The sequence below is a fragment of the Wolbachia endosymbiont of Aedes aegypti genome, from assembly GCF_021496215.1.
Taxonomy (GTDB): domain Bacteria; phylum Pseudomonadota; class Alphaproteobacteria; order Rickettsiales; family Anaplasmataceae; genus Wolbachia; species Wolbachia pipientis.
This window is the reverse complement of record NZ_CP090902.1, coordinates 382,976-403,183: the sequence shown is the minus strand read 5'-3', so window position 1 is coordinate 403,183 and position 20,208 is coordinate 382,976. Positions and strand designations below refer to the sequence as shown.

16 protein-coding genes and 1 pseudogene are annotated in these 20,208 nt (G+C 36.6%); 6 read left to right on the top strand and 11 right to left on the bottom strand.

Going from position 1 to position 20,208, the window contains the following annotated elements; translation table 11 throughout:
* Window positions 1–32: 32 nt before the first annotated feature.
* Window positions 33–3,368: an isoleucine--tRNA ligase gene (locus L0Z58_RS02090; protein ID WP_010962579.1), complete on the bottom strand. Its 3,336-nt coding sequence runs from the start codon at window positions 3,366–3,368 to the stop codon at window positions 33–35.
* A 176-nt stretch (window positions 3,369–3,544) separates the two neighbouring features.
* On the opposite strand from L0Z58_RS02090, the pseudogene L0Z58_RS06765 reads away from it, so the two are divergent.
* Window positions 3,545–5,010: pseudogene (locus tag L0Z58_RS06765) on the top strand (peptide MFS transporter).
* Between the two features lie 139 nt (window positions 5,011–5,149).
* On the opposite strand, the gene miaB reads toward L0Z58_RS06765, so the two are convergent.
* The 3 genes from miaB to hemJ form a co-directional block, all read right to left on the bottom strand.
* Window positions 5,150–6,469: a tRNA (N6-isopentenyl adenosine(37)-C2)-methylthiotransferase MiaB gene (miaB, locus tag L0Z58_RS02075; protein WP_010962578.1), complete on the bottom strand. Its 1,320-nt coding sequence runs from the start codon at window positions 6,467–6,469 to the stop codon at window positions 5,150–5,152.
* Window positions 6,470–7,082: 613 nt separating this feature from the next.
* On the bottom strand, window positions 7,083–7,361 hold the full coding sequence (locus L0Z58_RS02070) for a hypothetical protein (RefSeq protein WP_147155099.1): 279 nt from the start codon (window positions 7,359–7,361) through the stop codon (window positions 7,083–7,085).
* A 53-nt stretch (window positions 7,362–7,414) separates the two neighbouring features.
* Entirely contained in the window at window positions 7,415–7,843 is a 429-nt protein-coding gene (hemJ, locus tag L0Z58_RS02065) for a protoporphyrinogen oxidase HemJ (RefSeq protein WP_010962574.1), read from the bottom strand.
* Window positions 7,844–7,898: 55 nt separating this feature from the next.
* Here hemJ and pdhA point away from each other — a divergent pair, with 55 nt between their 5' ends.
* Window positions 7,899–8,879: a pyruvate dehydrogenase (acetyl-transferring) E1 component subunit alpha gene (gene pdhA / locus L0Z58_RS02060; RefSeq protein ID WP_006279887.1), complete on the top strand. Its 981-nt coding sequence runs from the start codon at window positions 7,899–7,901 to the stop codon at window positions 8,877–8,879.
* A gap of 390 nt (window positions 8,880–9,269) precedes the next feature.
* Window positions 9,270–10,193: an RluA family pseudouridine synthase gene (locus L0Z58_RS02055; RefSeq protein ID WP_010962573.1), complete on the top strand. Its 924-nt coding sequence runs from the start codon at window positions 9,270–9,272 to the stop codon at window positions 10,191–10,193.
* A 7-nt stretch (window positions 10,194–10,200) separates the two neighbouring features.
* On the opposite strand, the gene L0Z58_RS02050 is transcribed toward L0Z58_RS02055, so the two are convergent.
* Window positions 10,201–11,463, bottom strand: coding sequence for an MFS transporter (locus L0Z58_RS02050; protein WP_006280528.1), 1,263 nt, complete (start codon window positions 11,461–11,463; stop codon window positions 10,201–10,203).
* Between the two features lie 61 nt (window positions 11,464–11,524).
* The gene (gene aspS, locus L0Z58_RS02045; RefSeq protein WP_010962572.1) at window positions 11,525–13,327 is read right to left on the bottom strand and encodes an aspartate--tRNA ligase; all 1,803 of its coding nucleotides are present in this window, start codon (window positions 13,325–13,327) and stop codon (window positions 11,525–11,527) included.
* 190 nt (window positions 13,328–13,517) lie between these two features.
* Here aspS and L0Z58_RS02040 point away from each other — a divergent pair, with 190 nt between their 5' ends.
* Window positions 13,518–13,949: a hypothetical protein gene (locus L0Z58_RS02040; protein WP_010962571.1), complete on the top strand. Its 432-nt coding sequence runs from the start codon at window positions 13,518–13,520 to the stop codon at window positions 13,947–13,949.
* A 3-nt stretch (window positions 13,950–13,952) separates the two neighbouring features.
* Window positions 13,953–14,576, top strand: a complete 624-nt coding sequence (ccmA, locus tag L0Z58_RS02035; RefSeq protein ID WP_007548816.1) for a heme ABC exporter ATP-binding protein CcmA — start codon at window positions 13,953–13,955, stop codon at window positions 14,574–14,576.
* Window positions 14,577–15,233: 657 nt separating this feature from the next.
* Here the strand turns inward: ccmA and L0Z58_RS02030 are convergent.
* Window positions 15,234–15,401, bottom strand: a complete 168-nt coding sequence (locus L0Z58_RS02030; protein ID WP_155975180.1) for a hypothetical protein — start codon at window positions 15,399–15,401, stop codon at window positions 15,234–15,236.
* A 203-nt stretch (window positions 15,402–15,604) separates the two neighbouring features.
* Between L0Z58_RS02030 and L0Z58_RS02025 the strand changes: the two genes are divergently transcribed.
* Window positions 15,605–16,900, top strand: a complete 1,296-nt coding sequence (locus L0Z58_RS02025; protein ID WP_006280467.1) for a Na+/H+ antiporter NhaC family protein — start codon at window positions 15,605–15,607, stop codon at window positions 16,898–16,900.
* 519 nt (window positions 16,901–17,419) lie between these two features.
* Here the strand turns inward: L0Z58_RS02025 and L0Z58_RS02020 are convergent.
* The 4 genes from L0Z58_RS02020 to argS form a co-directional block, all read right to left on the bottom strand.
* A complete protein-coding gene (locus L0Z58_RS02020; RefSeq protein WP_167513690.1) occupies window positions 17,420–17,575 on the bottom strand; it encodes a hypothetical protein in 156 nt (51 codons plus the stop codon).
* Window positions 17,576–17,901: 326 nt separating this feature from the next.
* Window positions 17,902–18,201 carry a type II toxin-antitoxin system RelE family toxin gene (locus tag L0Z58_RS02015; RefSeq protein ID WP_010962566.1) on the bottom strand — a complete coding sequence of 100 codons (300 nt, stop codon included), beginning with the start codon at window positions 18,199–18,201 and terminating at the stop codon, window positions 17,902–17,904.
* Window positions 18,182–18,406 (bottom strand): hypothetical protein, encoded by a 225-nt coding sequence (locus L0Z58_RS02010; protein ID WP_010962565.1) that lies wholly within the window; start codon window positions 18,404–18,406, stop codon window positions 18,182–18,184. Before L0Z58_RS02010 ends, L0Z58_RS02015 begins: the two co-directional genes overlap by 20 nt.
* Window positions 18,407–18,500: 94 nt before the next feature.
* On the bottom strand, window positions 18,501–20,207 hold the full coding sequence (gene argS, locus L0Z58_RS02005) for an arginine--tRNA ligase (RefSeq protein WP_010962564.1): 1,707 nt from the start codon (window positions 20,205–20,207) through the stop codon (window positions 18,501–18,503).
* Between the last annotated feature and the right edge of the window lies 1 nt (window position 20,208).

Here is a 20,208-nt window from a genome sequence, read left to right as displayed (position 1 = left end):
AATACTGACAATCTTGCAACTTTATTAAAAATTTAACGCTCAATACTAACACTTAAATCCTGATATTCCTTAGAATAGAAGTTAGTTCCAATTTCTGTATTAATGTCCAAAGATAAGGCAAGGGTCTGCTCTTTTATATATTCAAACCACGTATTTATTGCTTCCTTAATTTTCTCTTCTTCTGTTTTGATTATTACTCTGATTCTATCTGATATATGAAAATCAGCTTGTTTTCTGGTTTCTTGAATGAGCCTCACGACATCTCTCGCTAACCCTTCTAGAATTAATTCATCATTTAGTTCAGTATTTAGAATGACAATCCCTTTATTGTTATCAAATACAGAGGAATATTCACTGTTTGCTTTTAACAATAGTTCATATTCGCCTTTTTCTATAATATAGTTCTCTGATTCGTCTCCTAGAAATATCTGCTCATTCTCAACTTGCTTCCATTTTCCCTCCTTGACATATTGAACTAGCTTCTTGATTTTGTCTGGAATTCTTTTCCCAAGCAGTGGGAAATTTAGCTTTAACTCTAGTGATGCAATACCTTCAAGTCTGTTTACTAATTCCAAGCTTTTTACATTCACCTCATCTTTTATCATCTCCTGGTACTCATTTGAATCTGCAGCACACTGGATCCCAGTGTCAGCTACTTGGATAACAGGAAAGAACTCTGGGATGACAGAAAGCGGTTCACCTTCAAGAAAACTACAGGAAGACTGATGATAAATGATCATACTGCCAAGCGGCTGTCTGATACGTATATTAAAAGTGTTTCTGATCGAAAGTGCAGAGTTGCACACCTCTCTCACTAGATCCATCTTGGCAATGAGCTGACTATCAAACTTCTCTAATTGTGGAAAATTAGCCAAATGAACAGATGTTTCTTCATACTTAAGCCCTTGCCATATATTCTCTGTTATAAGTGGCAACAAAGGAGCTGCAGCTCTTAGTATGTAATAAAAAACCGTATATAGAACATTATAAGCATCAGTTTTATCCTGATCCAAATCACTTTTCCAAAAACGCTCGCGACTGCGACGAATATACCAGTTATTCAGCACTTCAAAAAAATCTATCAGAATTTTGCAAGCCTCTTGGGAGCTATAGCTGTTCATAGAAGCTTGGATACTTTCTACAGCTTCAAAACATTTGGAAATCATGTAGCGATCAATAGTACTTTGATAATCCTTACAAACTTCAGCTTTAATTCCATCTGCATTTGCATACATAGTAAAAAAGTGATAACTGTTCCAAATAGGTTTTATTACGTTTTTCAGAACATCTCGTATTGAGTTTCCTTCTTTATCGAGTAGCAAATTACCACCACAAATAATAGATCCAGAAAGCATAAGAAAACGCAGTGCATCAGAACCGTATCTATCAAAAACCTCCATTGGATCTGCATAGTTATTCAAACGTTTGGACAATTTTTGCCCTTTTACATCCAAAACAACACCGTGGCATATGCAGTTCTTAAATGGTTCCCTATTAAACAAAGCAGTGGACAATACAAAGAGCGTATAAAACCACCCCCTGGTTTGCGCTATGTATTCAGTGATAAAATCCGCAGATTCAAACCACTCCTTATTTTCAAACGGATAGTGGATTTGCGCAAATGGCATCGAGCCAGATTCAAACCAGCAGTCAAACACGTCAGGTACACGGCGCATAACTGATTTTCCTGTTGGATCATCAGGATTTAGTCTTGTTAAAGTATCGATAAATGGTCTGTGCAAGTCGTCTATTTTAACATTAAAATCTCTCTCCAGTTCTTCTATTGAACCATATACATCTACTCTTGGATATCTCGCATCATCTGATTTCCATACAGGGATTGGCGTACCCCAGAATCGATTGCGTGAAATTGACCAGTCGTGTGCCCCTTCAAGCCATTTTCCAAATTGACCATCTCTAATGTGGTTTGGTATCCAATTAACTCTCTTATTTAGCTCTACCATTCTGCTTTTGAATTTTGTAACAGCAACATACCAAGAAGGCATAGTTCGATAGATCAAAGGAGTGTCAGTTCTCCAGCAGTGTGGATAATTGTGAATATATTGCTCAGTCTTAAACCAACTTCCCTGCCCTTTCAATTTTTTTATTACTGTATCATTGGCATCAAAAACATGAACCCCTGCCAAATCTGAAACTTCAGCAGTAAATTTTCCACTGTTATCAATTGGACAAATAACTGGAATATCATGGCTTTGGCAAAGGTAAAAATCTTCCTCACCAAATCCAGGAGCAGTATGCACAACGCCAGTACCGTCTTCTTCCGTCACATAATCAGCAATAAAAACGCGAAATGCATTTTTTGTGTCTTTAAAATAGTCAAACAGTGGTTTGTAAGAAAGACCTGCAAGATCATTCGCTTTAAGTTTTATATTGCAGTTTTCATATGGAATATTGTTTTGTTCAGAGTGGCTGATAAATTTCTCTAAGTAGCTTTCAGCAAAAATGTATATTTCACCATTCATTGAACTTCCTTCACTACTCCCTGTCATCCCAGTGCCCAGACACTGGGATCCAGAAATAGATTCCAGCGTCACGCGCTGGAATGACATCAAAGGGTGGACTGACACTGCACAATACTTAATATCTTTTCCTATTGCTAAAGCCAAGTTGCTCGGCAACGTCCAAGGAGTTGTAGTCCAAGCAAGTAATTTACACTTTCGTTTAACACTTTTAAATTGCTGTGGGTTTTCTAAAAGCTCAAATGCAACAGTTACAGCTTTGCTAACTTTTTCTCTATACGCGTTATCAAGCCTTGTTTCGAAATTAGATAATGGAGTTTCGCATGCCCAGCTATATGGTACAACGCGCACTGATTCATACACCAGACCCTTATCATAAAGCTGCTTGAATGCCCACATGACCGACTCCATGAATGATTTATCCATAGTCTTATAGTCATTGTGAAAGTCTACCCACCTTGCTTGCCTATTTACATACTTCTCCCACTCTGATGAAAATTTCATCACAGAAGTACGGCAATGATCGTTAAATTTATCTATACCAAACTTCTCTATCTCAGTTCTACCAGATATTCCAAGTTCTTTTTCTGCACCCATCTCAGCCGGCAATCCATGGCAATCCCAGCCAAATCTACGTTCAACCCTTTTTTGAAGCATAGTTTGATATCTTGCAAATGCGTCTTTGATGAAACCAGTGAGTAAATGTCCATAATGCGGAAGTCCATTTGCAAACGGAGGCCCATCGTAAAAGACAAAACAATTATCCTTGGAACGTTCTTCAACTGACCGCTCAAAAACTTTGTTTTCCTGCCAAAATTTTATGATTTCCTTTTCTAACGATAAAAAATCAGGACTACTTACTGTATCAGGATAATGCTTTGACTTCATGTTCGCTATGTAAAATTAAAGAATATAGGGCTTTCTGAAAAATTACAAATTCAAAAATATTTCCGTAGCTCACACCCCAACAAACTATTCTGCCGAGCTTCCAATACCTTTTTTTAAGTTTTACTTGCAGTTTTTATTGTTTTACTTAACATTAACCCAAGCTTTAGGGGTATTTTATGGATCAGAAGACAGATAAGTTTCCACAATTTTTAAAAATGTTGTGCTTTGTTGAAATGTGGGAACGTTTCTCTTACTATGGAATGAGGGCACTTTTGGTCCTATTTTTGACTTCTCACTTAGGTTTCACTGATGAGAGGGCCTTTACTATTTACTCATTATTTGCTGCAACAGGTTATGCTATACCAATACTTGGAGGTTTTTTAGCTGATAAGTTGATGGGATTCCGCAACATGGTGTTGCTTGGAGGGATAGTGATGATAGCAGGTCATGCTTGCATGTCATTGGTTAAGTTTGAACCAGGTTTATTATATTTAGGTTTATCTCTAATAGCCATAGGTACTGGTATGTTTAAAGAGAACGTAACTAACTTACTTAGTTCATGCTATGGCAAAGACGATCCTGAACGTAGCAGAGGCTTTACTTTATTTTACGTAGGTGTGAATATTGGAGCAATATTGGCTTCTATTTCATGTGGTTATGTAGCCCACTTGTTTGGCTGGCACTACGGTTTGGTTTAGCTGGTATTGGGATGTCTATAGGGCTAATCTTTTTTCTCAAATTTCAGAATCTTTTAGGAGATAGCGGCCTTTCTCCTTATCCAGAGCTTATGAATAAGCGCATATTAGGGATTAAAATTTTTGGTATAGTATTGATAGGAAGCTTTCTGTCATCATCAATAATTGCTAAAATGCTTATACATAGTGAATTTTTTACTAATATGCTCATACTTATTGGAATAACAGCTCTGGGCATATTTATTTATATAATATCTAAATTATCAGCAGAACAAAGACGAAAATTAGTGGCATTATCTATTCTTGTGGTATTTTTCTTGTGTTTTTTTGCTTTAGAAATGCAGCTTGGCTCTTTGGTTAACTTATTCACCGAAAGAAACGTTATTAACAATGTATTAGGTATAACAATCCCAGCTTCAGTTTCTCAAGCCATAAATCCTTTGTCAATTATAATATTTGGCTTTCTTTTTGGAACATACATGAAGTTTAAGCAAAAATATGCAACTTTCATGTTTACCCTTGGCCTTCTGACAATGGCTATGTGTTTTTTCACACTGTACATAGGATGTTTAAACTCTAACATTGAAGGTAAAGTAGAATACTTATATTTAATAATTGCTATCTCCTTTATGGGACTGGGAGAATTATGTATTGCTCCATTAGTCCAAGAACAAGCAACTACACTAGCCCCCAAAAACCTTAGAGGAGTAGTGATGGGTATAGTAATGCTGTCATTAGCGTTTTCTAACCTAGCCGGAGTTGCAATATCAAAATTTATGTCAGTTCCTTCAGTAAATGGTAAAATAAATTATTTAGAATCTTTAGAAATATATAAAGAGGGTTTTTTAAAGGTGGGAATATTTAATTTAATGCTCGTTATTGTATTTTTATTCTTCTTCAATTTTATACATAAAGTTGTTACTAACTCATCTTGTACAAAAAATTGATATAGGTAAGCTCAAATTTGTAGGTTTAAGGTACCCGTTCAGCAGAGGTAGCAATTAAACTTTGTAACTTTTGAAAAAGATTATGATTGCATTTTTTCAATACTCTTTGCTTAAGATTTATATTTAACGCTGCTTAAAATCAGTGAAATGCACACCCCAGCAAACTACTCTGCCGAGCTTCCAACACTTTCACATTTACTATTTTGTCCCTGTATTTATCTTCAGAATCATCAATGCACACTGATTGCATATATGGGCTTTTACCAATAATTTGGTTTTGGTGTTTACCTTTTTTATCGCTAAATAGAACAGGTATAGTTTTACCTACCATACTCTGGTTAAACTCAAGTTGTTGCTTACTAATTAATTTCTGTAAACGAAGAAGGCGCTCTGTTTTAACCTCTTCTGGTACTTGATCTTTTCTTTCCGCTCCCGGTGTGCCTGGTCTTGGGCTGTATTTAAAACTATAAGCCTGAGCATATCTAACTTTTTCTACTAATTTCATAGTTTCTTCAAAATCTTTTTCGGTTTCTCCAGGAAAACCAACAATAAAATCAGAAGAAAATTCGATTTCAGGTTTCAATTTGCGAAATCTGTCTATTATTTCCAAATACTCCTCTGCAGTGTGTTTCCTGTTCATCGCGTGCAATATTTTATTCGAACCAGACTGCACAGGCAGGTGAACAAACGGCATGAGCTTTGGCTCTTCCGCATGTGCCAAGTAGAGAGATTCATGCATATCTCTTGGATGAGAAGTTGTATAACGAATCCTCTCTAGCTTTTCAATTTTAGCAATATGACTAATTAATTTTCCTAAATCCCACACTTCCCCTTCGCACTCCCCATGGTAAGCATTGACGTTCTGACCAAGCAAATTGATCTCATTTGCCCCATTTGCAACTAATTTCAATGCTTCACGAAATATTTCATTCACTGGCCGTGAATACTCAGCTCCACGAGTATAGGGCACTACACAAAACGTACAAAATTTATCACAACCCTCTTGTATGGCAAGAAACGCAGAAGACCCCTGGCTATTGCCATAGCATTCATCTGGCAATTTATCAAACTTTGCAACTTCAGGAAAATCAGTGTTTATTACATGACCTTTACTTCTGCTTGCTTTGACTATCAGCTCCGGTAAGGTAGCGATACTCTGCGGACCAACAACAATATCAACAAAAGGAGCCCTTCTGAACACTTCTTCTCCCTCTGCTTGCGCTACACACCCAGCCACCACTATAGTCATTTCTTTTCGTAACGAATGAATCTTCCCAAGCTCTGAGTAAAGTTTTTCTGCTGCCTTCTCTCTAATGTGACAAGTATTCAGTATCACTAAATCGGCTTTCCCTGCATCACTAACAACGTTGAACCCCAAAGGTTTAATTACATTTTCCATTAAAACGGAGTCATAAACGTTCATCTGACAGCCGTAAGTTTTAATATATAGGCCTTTCATATTTGGTATGTCTTTTTCAAAATTTCTTCACCCTACACGTAAATGTCTAACAGACCAGCGCGTGACGCTAGTGAACTTGCTAGCACAATAGATTTTGACAAAATTATACAAAAAACTGGATCCCAGTGTCAAGCACTGGGATGACAAGTTCTCGGCAACCCCTACGTCATACCATCACGGTATCTCTAGATCCCGCTAACAAGTAGCGGGATGACGGTTGTCAGGGTGTCATGAAAGTAGCTAACACTGGCTTCCATCCAAGAGGGCAGTGCCCTCTTCTTGTCATCCCAGTGCTTGACACTGGGATGGCTTTGTTGCATCGCTACTTATGAAAGGCTAACTATAGTTAGGATTATAAGCAACCTATTGAAAATCTTGTTTTTTTGCAATCAATCTGATCAAATTTAAGAATAGTAATTTATTATTTATATTAATAAATTTAATTCTATTGAAAATAGCTAAAGCATTGAAATTCTTGAATTTTAGCCGGATTAGTGAGTGGTAGTGAAATTTCTTTTACTCAAATTTAGGTATTCACTGACCGTTCTTGTTATAAATACTAGAATAATAAGCTACTGATATTCTCTACCTTTTTTATCTTTATCCATCATAGCTAGCGATGCAACAAAGCCGACTGGGATCCAGGAAAAAGAATGGTGTCATGCAAGTAGCTAACACTGGGATCCAGGAAAAAGAATGGTGTCATCCGAGTAGCTTGACACTGGCATCCAGGAGACTTAATTGCAAGTAATGCATTGAGTTTGGTGAGTATGGGTTTTGCGTTATAGAATGAAGCACTTTTGGTGAATTTGTAAAGAAAGCTGGATCCCAGTGTCAAGCACTGGGATGACAAGAAAGGGAGCACTGGAATTTTTATTTCAGTATTGTACATTAGCCATGCATCTGAACAGATACGAGCTTTCTGCTTTTTTTGGGTAAGGTCAGTCAAAAAGGTTTTACAACAACCATAATAACTATAACTATTATCAATGCTGTAACTGCTTCATTTAAAACGCGAAAATAAATATGTGACTTCTTATTCGAACCCATTGCAAAATTTTTCCTATATTTTGCAAGTAGCATATGAATAATTAACATCAAAAGTATTGCAAATGCTTTTACATGAAACCATCCTTCACGATATGCTTCCCTAATAACCATTAGTGTAATTCCAAGACCAAGTGAGAAAAGCATTGCAGGGTTTATGATATATCTAAGTAGCCTCTTTTCCATTGTTTGAAGCAAGCTATCATTTTCCGATCCCGGTTTTACAGTTGCATGGTAGACATAAAGCCTGGGTAAATAAAGCATACCTGCCATCCACATGATAACAGAGATAACGTGAAAAGCCTCAAGCCAGTGGTAATAGTTCATTAGCAAAAATTTAAAATTCCTGGTATTGTGTTAGTTTAATGAAAAAGAAATCGATATGAAAGCAGAAAATTTCACTAAAGAACAGATAATTGGATTCTACAGGAAAATGCTACTCATACGCAGATTTGAGGAAAAAGCAGGACAATTATATGGGATGGGATTAATAGGCGGGTTCTGTCACCTATCAATAGGACAAGAAGCAGTTGCAGTTGGAACTCAAGCTGCATCAAAATTAGGTGACGCTTTTATCACAAGTTATAGAGACCATGGCTTAATGCTCGCATGTGATTCTGATCCAAATGTTGTAATGGCAGAGCTTACCGGCAAAGAAACAGGATGCTCAAAAGGTAAAGGTGGTTCGATGCACGTATTTGACGTTGAAAAAAAATTCTTCGGCGGGCATGGAATAGTGGGAGCACAAGTTCCAATTGGCACAGGAATAGCATTTGCTAATAAATATAAGAAAAAAGATAATGTGGTATTTACATATTTTGGCGACGGTGCTGCAAATCAAGGACAAGTATATGAATCGTTTAATATGGCATCTTTGTGGGAGTTGCCTGTGGTTTACATCATAGAAAATAATGAATACGCAATGGGAACCTCCGTGCAAAGGTCAACTTTAGTAACAGAGTTATATAAAAGAGGAGAAAGTTTTGGTATTCCTGGAAAACAAGTTGATGGAATGGATTTTTTCTCTGTTTATGAGGCTACAAGCGAAGCAGCGGAACACACACGCAGCGGAAAAGGGCCTATCCTGCTTGAAATGAAGACATATCGATATCGCGGTCACTCAATGTCAGATCCTGCTACTTATCGCTTAAAAGAAGAAGTTGAAGATATGAAGCAAAATCATGACCCTATAAGCACTTTAAAGAAATACATGACAGATAATAAAATGGCTTCAGAAGAAGAGTGCAAAGTAATTGATAAGGAAATACGTGATTTAGTAAAAAAGTCGGAAGATTTTGCCAAAAATAGTAAAGAACCAAGCGTTGATGAGCTGTATACTGATGTTTATAAATTTGTTAGCTAATTTTTTTATCCAGAACTGTACAAACATTGTATAGTAAACGATGTCATCCAAATAGCTCCTTCTCCCGTCATCCAAGTGCCCTCCTTTTTTTGTCATCCCAGTGCTCTGACTACTTGGATCCAGCTGAGTTAGTGAGTATAAAAGTATAGCTAACGCAAGCTCTACGTCATGCCGCGATTCATTCGCGGTATCTCTAGATCCCGCTAACAAGCAGCGGGATGACGGTTGTCAGGCTAGCTGTCATCTCAGTAGTCTCCTTCTCCTGTCATCCGAGTAGCTGACACTGGTTCCTTTATGACGGCAGTAGCCCCTTCGGTGTCATTCCAGTGCTTGACACTGGAATGACACCAATAATTGACATTTCACTAGATATTCATTATAAATAATGGAATGCTACAAAGTATAAAAACCATATTAATAGAAGACGATAACGTTAGGCTGGATAGGTACATCAGAAGAATCTTTCCTGATCTAAAGCAATCTGTAATTGAAAAATCTTTAAGGAAAGGATTAATCAAAGTTAATGATTGCAAAGCAAAGTCCAGTGATAGAGTAAATTCTGGGCAAACTATAACGCTGAAGCACTTGAATTATATTGAAAACGCTAATTCTGATCGCAAATATAATGAAAAGTTAGTGAATCTACTAAGAGAGAACATATTATATGAAGACGAATATATACTAGCTATAAACAAACCCGCAGGGGTCATCGTTCAAGGTGGCGTAAAAGTAAAGATTAGCATGAGTGATTTGCTTGACCAAATAAGAGAGGGAGAAACATTTAAAATTGTCCATAGGCTAGATAGAGATACGAGTGGAGTGATAATATTCGCACGCAACGCTAATGTTGCCAGATACCTTATGGAAGAATTTAAAGGACGAAGAGTAAAAAAAACTTATTTAGCATTAACTTCTGGCATACCGAGCAAGGATAGTGGAACAATAGACTATCCATTGGTGAAAAAATATGTTTCAGGTCAAGAAAAAGTGGTCGTTGATGAAAATTCACCTCAGAATGCCACTACGCATTTTTCAATTATAGCAAAATCCAAACACAATGTTGCTTATTTAAAATTACAACCAATTACCGGCAGAACCCATCAGTTACGTGCACATTTAGCTCATATAAATTGCCCTATTCTTGGTGACGGTAAATATGGTGGTAAAAAAGCTTTTATTGATGGGATAGCAAATAAAATTCACCTTCATTCGCATTCTTTATCTTTAAAACTGCCAAACAATAAAGAAATCACTATCACCGCTCCTATCACTAAACACATCGAAAAATCCATTGAAGCGCTATTTTTCGACTGAAACGATTTCACCAATCAACTTTTCTGTCTTTGGCTTTAATTTGAAGCACAGATATTAGGCTAATTAATGCGCAGGCAGTAAGATAAATGCCTGCTGCAAGTTTTGTTTCGGTTTTTTCTATAAGCCACATGCATATGTATGGAGAAAGGCCACCAAAAATTCCTGCAGATATATTATTTGCTAAGCTTACGCCAGTGCATCTTACTTTTGTTGGAAACAGTTCACAAATAACAGAACCATATATTCCAAAAGATGCACCTACTGGTATAGTAATCAATAAGTAAGTTATTATTACGACATAGTGGTTAACGGAAGATAATAATGGTAATACACATGTACCAATCAGAGATAGCATAATCAGTACAGGAATCATTACGCGTTTTCTTCCAACTTTATCAGATAAAATTGCAAAAAGTACCGCAGATGCTGCAAATACAACCTGTATTACTATCCTCATTAAATCTTTAACACTAATAGATAAAATAACTAGCTCTTTTATTGATATATTATAAAACATTATTGCTGCGTAGACAATTGCATTCTGAGCAATTCCCAGATTGATTGAAATAATAAGCGGTCTTTTATAGTTTCTTACTAGTTCTAACAATGGTGAATGTGCTAAATTATTAGCGTACTTATTAGTTTTATATGCTAAGCTTTCTTTTAATATGTACCTAGTTAAAAAACCTATTGTCCCCAAAAAAAAGCAAAAATAAAAAAGCAACTTCCATCCCCATATTTCATAGTTCTCACCTGTAACTCTTTTGCAGATAAATATCATTGTTATGCATAAGAGCGTTCCAAGGGCTCCGCTAAAGGGCTTCATACTTCCTAAGAAACCTAGATTTTTTTTATCTTTTGAATGCTCTATCGTAAATGCTGTATTAATGCTTGTTTCACCTCCTGCAGTTATTCCTTGCACTATTCTACAAAACACAAGCAATACAGGTGAAAGCAACCCTATTTCTTTATACCCAGGTATAATTCCCATAATTGTGGATGATATTGAAATTAATATTACTGAAGTAAGTAAAGTCTTTCTTCTGCCATACTTATCTCCCATATAACCAAAAATTACTGCACCAATTGGTCTAAACGCAAAACCAATTGCAAAAACACCAAGGAATTTGAGTGTACTCAAATAATGATCTTCTGATGGGAAAAAAACGTTGATGATTGTATCTGTTAATACTCCAAAAAGAGTGAGTTCATACCACACAATCATGTTACAGATCATGCCCGATAGTATTGCTTTTTGGATATTATTCATGGTCTTTCAATTTAACATAACCTAATATATCATTAACCGGTGCTCCTTGCTATAAAATTTTTCATTCAATAACCTTCAAGGATAATTCACGTAAATGCTTATCCTCCACCTTGGAAGGAGCACCCATTAGAACATCTTCACCTTGCTGGTTCATAGGAAAACAGATTACTTCACGAATATTTGGCTCATCAGCAAGCAGCATAACTATTCTATCAACTCCTGGTGCTATTCCACCATGAGGAGGAACACCAAATCTGAATGCACGTACAAGTGCACCGAATCTTGTATCAACTTCTCCCCGGCTATAACCTGCAATGGCAAAAGCTTTATACATGATATCCAGTTTGTTATTACGAATCGCCCCACTTGACAGTTCTATTCCATTGCAAACAAGATCATATTGGTAAGCAAGGATATCCAGTGGATTTTTGTCCTCTAAATCTTTCAGACCACCGTGTGGCATGGAGAATGGGTTATGAAAGAAATCGATTTTTTTACTTTTATCGTCATATACAAAATATGGAAAATCAATGATCCAACAAAACCTGAAGATATTATCATCTATAAGACTGAGTTCTGACCCTAAAAGAGTGCGTACTTTTCCTGCAATGTTTGCCGCCTCATTCTCTTTGTCAGAAGCAAAAAATACACTATCTCCTGGCTCTATGTTTGTTGCTTCTCTTATGTGGTTTAGCCTATTTTCATCAAGAAATTTAGCAATTGGGCCTTTCGCAGTTCCATCTTTATCAAACGTTATATATCCGAGACCCTTAGCACCGAATTCTTTTTGCGCATGTTCTATCTTTTTATCAAAGAAGCTGCGTGGTTCCTCTGCTGTTTTAGGTGCAGGGATGGCTCTCACTACCATACCACGCTCAATATTGCTTTTGAAAATATTGAACCCTGAATCACGAAAAATTTCTGTAACATCGCTGATTAATAGTGGATTACGCAAATCTGGCTTGTCAGAACCATACTTAAGCATTGCCTCTTTGTATGTAATGCGTGGAAAATCTTTATCGACAGACTTGCGAGAAAATTTAGCAAACACTCTATATAAGGTAGACTCAATAATCTGAAAGATGTCTTCTTGAGTTACAAAAGACATTTCAAGATCTAGCTGATAAAACTCTCCCGGAGAACGGTCAGCCCTTGCGTCTTCATCACGAAAACACGGTGCAATTTGGAAATATTTATCAAACCCTGAAACCATGAGCAACTGTTTGAAAATCTGCGGAGCTTGTGGCAATGCATAGAACTTGCCAGGATTTAGCCTGCTTGGCACTAGGTAGTCGCGTGCTCCTTCAGGAGAGGAAGCAGTGAGTATTGGAGTTTGAATCTCTAAAAATCCTCGCTCTATCATGAGCTTGCGGAGCTCTGCAATAATTTGTGAGCGCAAAATAATATTGTTGCGGACTTTTTCACGTCTTAAGTCAAGAAATCGATATTTAAATCTCATGTTTTCTGGGTATTCTTGCTCGCCGGTAATGCTTACCAATATACTTCTTTCTTCTTTTGCTATTTCTTCATCAAAGTGGAACTCAACTTCCGACTCAACGCGCAAATTGTTGACTATCACCTCGATTTCTCCGGTAGAAATAGAGCTGTTTACCGTATCTTCAGTTCTAGCTTCAACTATTCCTGTAACAGTAATTACACTCTCCAATTTTAAATTTGATATCTCATCAAAAAAGTCTTTGTCATTATTAAATACTAGCTGAGTGATTCCGTAGAAGTCTCTTAAATCAACAAAAATTAGGTTACCATGGTCGCGCTTACGATATAACCATCCAGAAAGGGTAACTTCCTTTTCTACATCATTCTTTCTTAATTCTTCACACGTGTGAGTCTTGTAGCAGTTCATATTTGTTTCACTTCTAAATTCTTTAAAAAGTATAGAAATAAACCTTACCACATACAAGCCCATTCGTCAGATATTTGTCCAGTTTACGAAATAGAGCAGTATTACTTTTATACTGTCTTTACTCACACAAAAATTGCACAATTTCTATAATTATGGTATAATATAATGTGGCGTAAGCTGAGTACAGAAAATGTCTTTCGGACAAATTATTATATATAGTATAGCATTACTTGCTATAGTCAAAGTATTTCTCTTTTTGAGAAAAATATACAAAAATCGCATTAGAAAAATCATATTTCCTAGAAAAGTTTTTAAAGAAGAGTGGGAAGAAGACAGAAAATTCAATGAATTATATCAAAAAAATAAGCAAAAAGAGTTGATGAAACAACAGGAAATACTGCGTGAGAAGCAAAAAGATGTGCAAGTTTATAAAGAAGATCCAGAAATAGTTGACATAGCAAAACCGGTAGGTAAATGGACAAAGATGGTTATGATGGGTAATGGTTTAATGCAGCGTTTTGCACAATTGATACATAGAGAAGGCGGACAGAAAGGATTTTGGAAGCTGTTTGTAAAAGCTCAGGCTTCAACTCAAGGTAAACATAAGGGAAAGGGCAGATAATCCATGCTTGAATGTGAAAATTTATCCTGCACTCGTAATAATAAGGTACTATTTAAGAATCTCAGTTTTAAAGCTGAGCTAAAATCAAAGATTCTAATCACTGGTCCAAATGGTAGTGGTAAAACCAGCTTAATTAGAAGTTTATCTGGACTTTTACCGCCGGTATCAGGCAATATAAGGCACTGCGGAAAAGATATATATGATGATCCAAAATCCTATATATCTTCTATGGTCTATATAGGCCATAAGAATGCCTGTAAAGATAGCTTAACTGTTGCTCAAAACGTAGAATTCTGGGCAGGAATACGAAATACTAGAGAATTGATTGTGGCAGCTATTTGTTGCTTGCAGTTGCAACCTGTACTTAATATTAGATATGGCGAACTTTCTGCAGGCTGGAAAAGGAGAGTTGCGCTTGCTCGCCTCTTGATTTCTAATGCAAACGTTTGGCTGATAGATGAACCATTTTGTAATCTTGATAGTGCAACGTGTGAATTAGTGCTGAACCTAATCTCAATACGCTCTGAGCAAAATGGTATAGTAATTATTACAGGGCATAGCTCTACAGAGCAATTGTGTGATTTTACAACGATTGATATACGTAATTTCAATAGACTTCTTGTATAGTTTTTGGCAACAACCGCTAGAAATAAAAAACTTGCTTGACAAACTCCGCCAGCCCCCTTATCATAAACACTGAAACTATTTATTTATCTTCTCTGTACAGATTAAATGACAAAAAAACTCACGTATCTGGCGTCTCATGTTTAATTTTTTGCACTATGTGCACCTTATGTCTTTATCAAACTTCTACCTACATAAGCTGAAACGCGCTTATAAAGCGTTTAAAACATAAAAAAACGCCAACTTAAAAAATGGATAGTGAATAACTAGCTACCCTAGGGTTTCTTTTGCCTTTTTTTCTGTTTAGTAAATTTCTTAAATATTTATAGCTAAGGTTAGTTGCATTTAAAAGCAGCTGAGTCGCGGTTATTAAGCGTTTAGAATAAAAAAACGCCATACTTGAAAGTATAATGTAAGTAATTAGCCAACTACGGGACTTCTTTTGCCTTTTTTTCTGTTTAGTAAATTTCTTAAATATTTATAGCTAAACGACAACCGTCATCCCGCTGCTTGTTAGCGGCTAAGGGATACCGCGAAGGGATACTGCGAATGAATCGCGGTATGACGGTTAACTATTCTGCGGCGGTATGACGTAGAGCTCGCGTTAGCTATACTTTTATACTCACCAACTCAGTATCCAATCTGGATCCAAGTAGTCAGCTACTTGGATGACAACCTGTTGAGGCTGCGCTTACACATTCCACTTTCTATGCTCACCAAACAAATTTGCTTACTCGCAGCAAAATTTTCTGGATCCAAGTAGTCAGCTACTCGGATGACATCTTTGTGTTTGAGGCAAAACCAGCTATAACATTTCTTCGCAAACAAATGTTCGTACAGTTGTGCGCGTGATGCTGGAATCTAGACAACAATTAGATCCTATTGTCAAGCAATAAGCTACATGTGCTATTTATTTAGTAGATTAAATATGAAGTTTAAAACTCTGCTATTGACTTCCTGTAGAACTAGTGAAAACCAAACTTGCTTAAAACCACTTAATTAGTTATAGTTATAAGTTTAGGTACAGTAAAATGACAGCTTTTGTCCCCTTGATTATTTTTTTAATCTTGTATCTTGGAAGTGGTGCTTATTTTTCTTTTATCGGAACTGATAATCCACTTCATCAGGTTTCACCAGTAATCTGCTTATTACCAGCACTATTTTTTGCTGTCTCACGTGGTACAAATAAAATTCAGCATAACATCGATACTGTTATCAAGGGCATGGGTGACAAAAACACCCTTACTATGTGTTTAATTTTTTTATTTTCTGGAGCATTTTCTGCGGTGACTCAATCAATCGGTAGCGCAGACACTGTTGCTAATTTAATTCTTAATTTCCTTCCAGCAAGATTACTGCTGCCTGGAGTATTTTTGGCTTCTGCTTTTATTTCAACTGCAATTGGCACATCTATGGGAGTTGTTGCGCTGATGGTACCTATAGCTGTTAATCTGGCAAAAAGTGGAGCTTTTGGTCTCGAAATAGGAACTGCAACTGTAGTAGGTGGTGCCGTGTTTGGCGATAACCTTTCGATGATATCTGATACCACCATTGCATCTGTTTCTTCACAGGAAGCTTCAGCAAAAGATAAACTTAAAATGAACTCTAAAGTTGCACTTATTGCCAGCATTATAACACTCATCTACCTAGCAGTTGCCTCAAATAGTACAAAAATTATTTCTATATCAAATTTAGATTATTATTCTATAATAAAAATTATTCCTTACATTTCTTTAATAATCATGGGGCTGCTTGAAGTCGCCACTTTAGTAACAATAACTATAAACATAATTATTGCTGGTGTGCTAGGAATAACTTTTTTTGACTATGCTATCATTCAATTTCCTCATGACGTGTATGACGGTTTCAAAAAAGTAAACGAAATAGTGATATTTGCTCTATTTATCGGTGGATTGAGCCATATAATGTACAAGCAAGGTCAAAAAGCGTTGCATAAACTCATCGATGAAAGCAATATCACAAAAACTAAAGCTGAATTTGTGATAGCAGGAATTGCGTCTATGTTTACTACCTTAGTTGCCAATAATACCATTGCTATTTTACTAAGTGGTGGCATTGCAAAAAGGCTTGCACAAAAACACAGTATTGCGCCACATCGCAGCGCATACTTATTAGATGTTTTTGCTTGTGCTACAAAAGGTATCTTACCTTATGGTTCCCAACTATTGCTAGCAGGTAGCATCGCCTCTGTATCACCTATTTCTTTATTAACACAGGTATATTATTGCTTTATTCTAGCGGCAGTTACAATAGGCGAAATAATCATCAACAGCAGAAAAGAGAAACATTGTGCGGCTGCAACTTAGAGTTTCTCTTTTTTTACCCATAAGGAACGGAATTACTTGACATCCTTCGCCAACCCCCTTATCATGAAACTGAAGCTATTTATTTATCTTCGCAATCTGTGCAGGTTAATGACAAAAAACTTAGGGTATTTGGCGTCTCATGTTTAATTTTTCGCACTACGTGCATCGCATGTCTTTAAAAATTTCTGGGTTTTTACCTATATAAGCCGAAACGCGCTTACAAAGCGTTTAAGACAGCAAAAAACGTCAAATTGACAAGGGAGAATTTGAATGCTAGCTACTACGGGGTTTCTTTGCCTTTTTTCCTGCTTAGTAAATTTCTTAAACACTTGCGGTGTAGGTTAGTTGCAAGTTAAAAGCAGCTAAATCGCTCTTAATCAAGCGTTTTAGAATAAAAAAAACGCCGATATTTTAGTACATAGTAAATAGCCAACCACCATGGGGCTTCTTTTGCCTTTTTTTTCATTTGGTAAATTTCTTAAACATTTATAGTTGCAATTTAAGAGCCCGTAAAGGGTGTCATTCCAGTGCCCCTGTGATGTATTCCAGTGCTTGACACTGGAATACAGTTTTCCATATAATCTCATCGAAAATGTTGTAACCACTTTCCATGCTAGTTTGCTTGTTCACAAGCAAACTTTTCTGGATCCCAGTGTCTGGGCACTGGGATGACAAGAGAAGGTACTAGCCTGACACCCTGACAACCGTCATCCCGCTGCTTGTTAGCGGGATCTATGCTAATGCCCTTTTATTCTTTCAATTATGTTATTTCCATTTAAATCTGTCTGTTCCGCAACTTCAGTGAATACAGTTGAATACTCCCTAAAACTGATCGTCATAACTTTACCCTACTTTGAATAATATTTTGATCATTACATATTGTAACAAAAAAAAATCAACTCATTTCTTCTAACGGCTCTATATTAAAGATAGAAAGTCCAGAAGCAATGACGTGTGCTAAGGCTTGGACAAGTTGCAGCGGTGAGATCTTTCTTATATTTTTAATTGTGTAATCTTCTGTGTTTGTAAATGTTTTTTCTATACCCCACTGCAGTAATAAGTACTTTACGTTCTGAATGATTTATGATGTAAATTATACGGTAGTTGCTAACCCTTATCCTATATTGCCCTCTAAAGCTATGACATAAAGGCTTTCCTAGATTAAAAGGATCAACTGTAAGGCGTTTCTTTATGGCCTCCTGAACCATTAATTTAATCTTTGCCGGAAGAGCTGGAATTTCTTTTTCAATAACATTTTTTAAGAATTTTATAGTGTAAGTTTTATTTCCAGATGTTTTCATCATCCTCTACTTCTTCTTCACCTTCAGAGAGGCGATCGTCAGCTATTTTGGATAGCTCTACATCTTCTTCGAACTCTTCTTCCACTAAATCTACTAAAACTTCAGGAATAGTTTTATTTTGAGTCTCTGCCATTTCTGTAAGATACTGAGCCAATTTACTGTCAAAACTTACATTAACATTGAGCTTTTTTTGACTGTGAGCCATATATTAACCAGAAAATACTACTATAAACTATAACATTTTTACTTAATTTTGTCAACTTCTCTATTCGTTGAAAAAACAATCTTGCATAAAAAAATCAACTCATCTCTTCCAAAGGCTCTATATTGAAGATAGAAAGTCCAGAAGCGATGACGTGTGCTAAGGCCTGCACGAGAAACATTCTTGCAGCGGTGAGGTTTAAGTTGTCTTCCAGTATGAAACGCATGTTTAAATCACTCTTGCCATACCCCCATAAAACGTGAAACGCTTCTGCAACTTCAAGTAAGTAGAAAGTAATTCTGTGTGGCTCACAAAGCCTTGCTGCAATTTCTACCACATCTGGCCACTTTGCTAAGGTTTTTATGAGGAAGAGCTCTCCACCTGTCCTTAAAAGTGAAGGATCTGCTGTTGGGAGCTCTTTTGGAGCATTACGCATTAACGAATGAGCACGAGCATGCGCATATTGCACGTAAAAAATAGGGTTGTCTTTTGACTGTTCTTTAACTTTAGCAAAATCAAAGTCCAAGACCATATCATTCTTGCGTGTTAGCATTATAAAACGAGTTATGTCCCTGCCAACTTCTTCCACTACATCTCTTGCTGTTAGGAAGTTTCCTGATCTTTTGGACATCTTAACAGGTTTGCCGTTCTCGAAAAAATTCACAATATTATGCAGTTTTACCTCTATTTTTGCTTGATCATCACTGAGCGCAGAGACGACTGCTTTGAGTCTTTTGACATAACCGCCGTGGTCACTACCAAGCTCTACGATCATATTGTTAAAACCACGCGATATCTTATCAAAATGGTAAGCGATATCCGAGGCAAAATAAGTCCAACTGCCGTCCTCTTTCTTCAATGCACGGTCAACGTCATCACCAAATTTTGTAGAGCGAAATAGCATCTCTTTTCTGGAAGTCCAATTTTCGCTTTCTTTGCCTTTTGGTTTCTCCAGGTACCCTTCATACACTAGACCCTTGTCAGACAATATCTTTATACTCTCTTCAATTTTGCCACTTTTTTGTAGCTCATACTCTGAAGTAAAAACATCATGATTTACTCCAAGTAAGTTCATGTCTTCCTTTATGATTTCTAAGATAGAACTTAAAGTATAGTCTCTAATCACTTGATTATCTTGCTTTTCTAGAAGCTCTGCGCCATATTTTTTGGCCAGCCCAGTCCCTATTGGTTTTAAATATTCACCTGGGTATAAACCTTTTTCGATGCTGATTTTTTCTCCCAGAGCTTCCTTATACCGCAAATATACTGACCGAATTAGCGTATCTATCTGCGCTCCAGCATCATTAATATAGTATTCCTTAGTAACTTTATAACCAACTTTTTTCAATAAATTTGCCAGAACGTCACCAAATACTGCCCCTCTTGCATGACCAATATGCAGTGGACCAGTTGGATTTGCAGATACAAATTCAACATTAATGGCCTGATTGTTCCCTATATCTAGGGTGCCAAACTCTGTTTTTAGCTCATTTATTTGTTTTAAAATTCCATGCCACACTTCTATTTTTAAGTGCATGTTGATGAAACCAGAGCCTGCTATTTCCACTTTTGCAACTTCATCAAAAAGTTCAAATTCTTTGGCTAAAACCTCTGCAATTTCAATGGGATTCTTCTTTTCATGCTTTGCAAGCACCATAGCAACATTTGTGTAAATGTCTCCATGGACTCTATTGCTTGGAGGCTCTATGATAAAGTTTGCTGCACTTGTGCTTATAACACCCCTTTGTTTCAACTCATTCAATTTACTAAAGATTAGAGAGGAAATCTGCTTAAAAATGTTCATT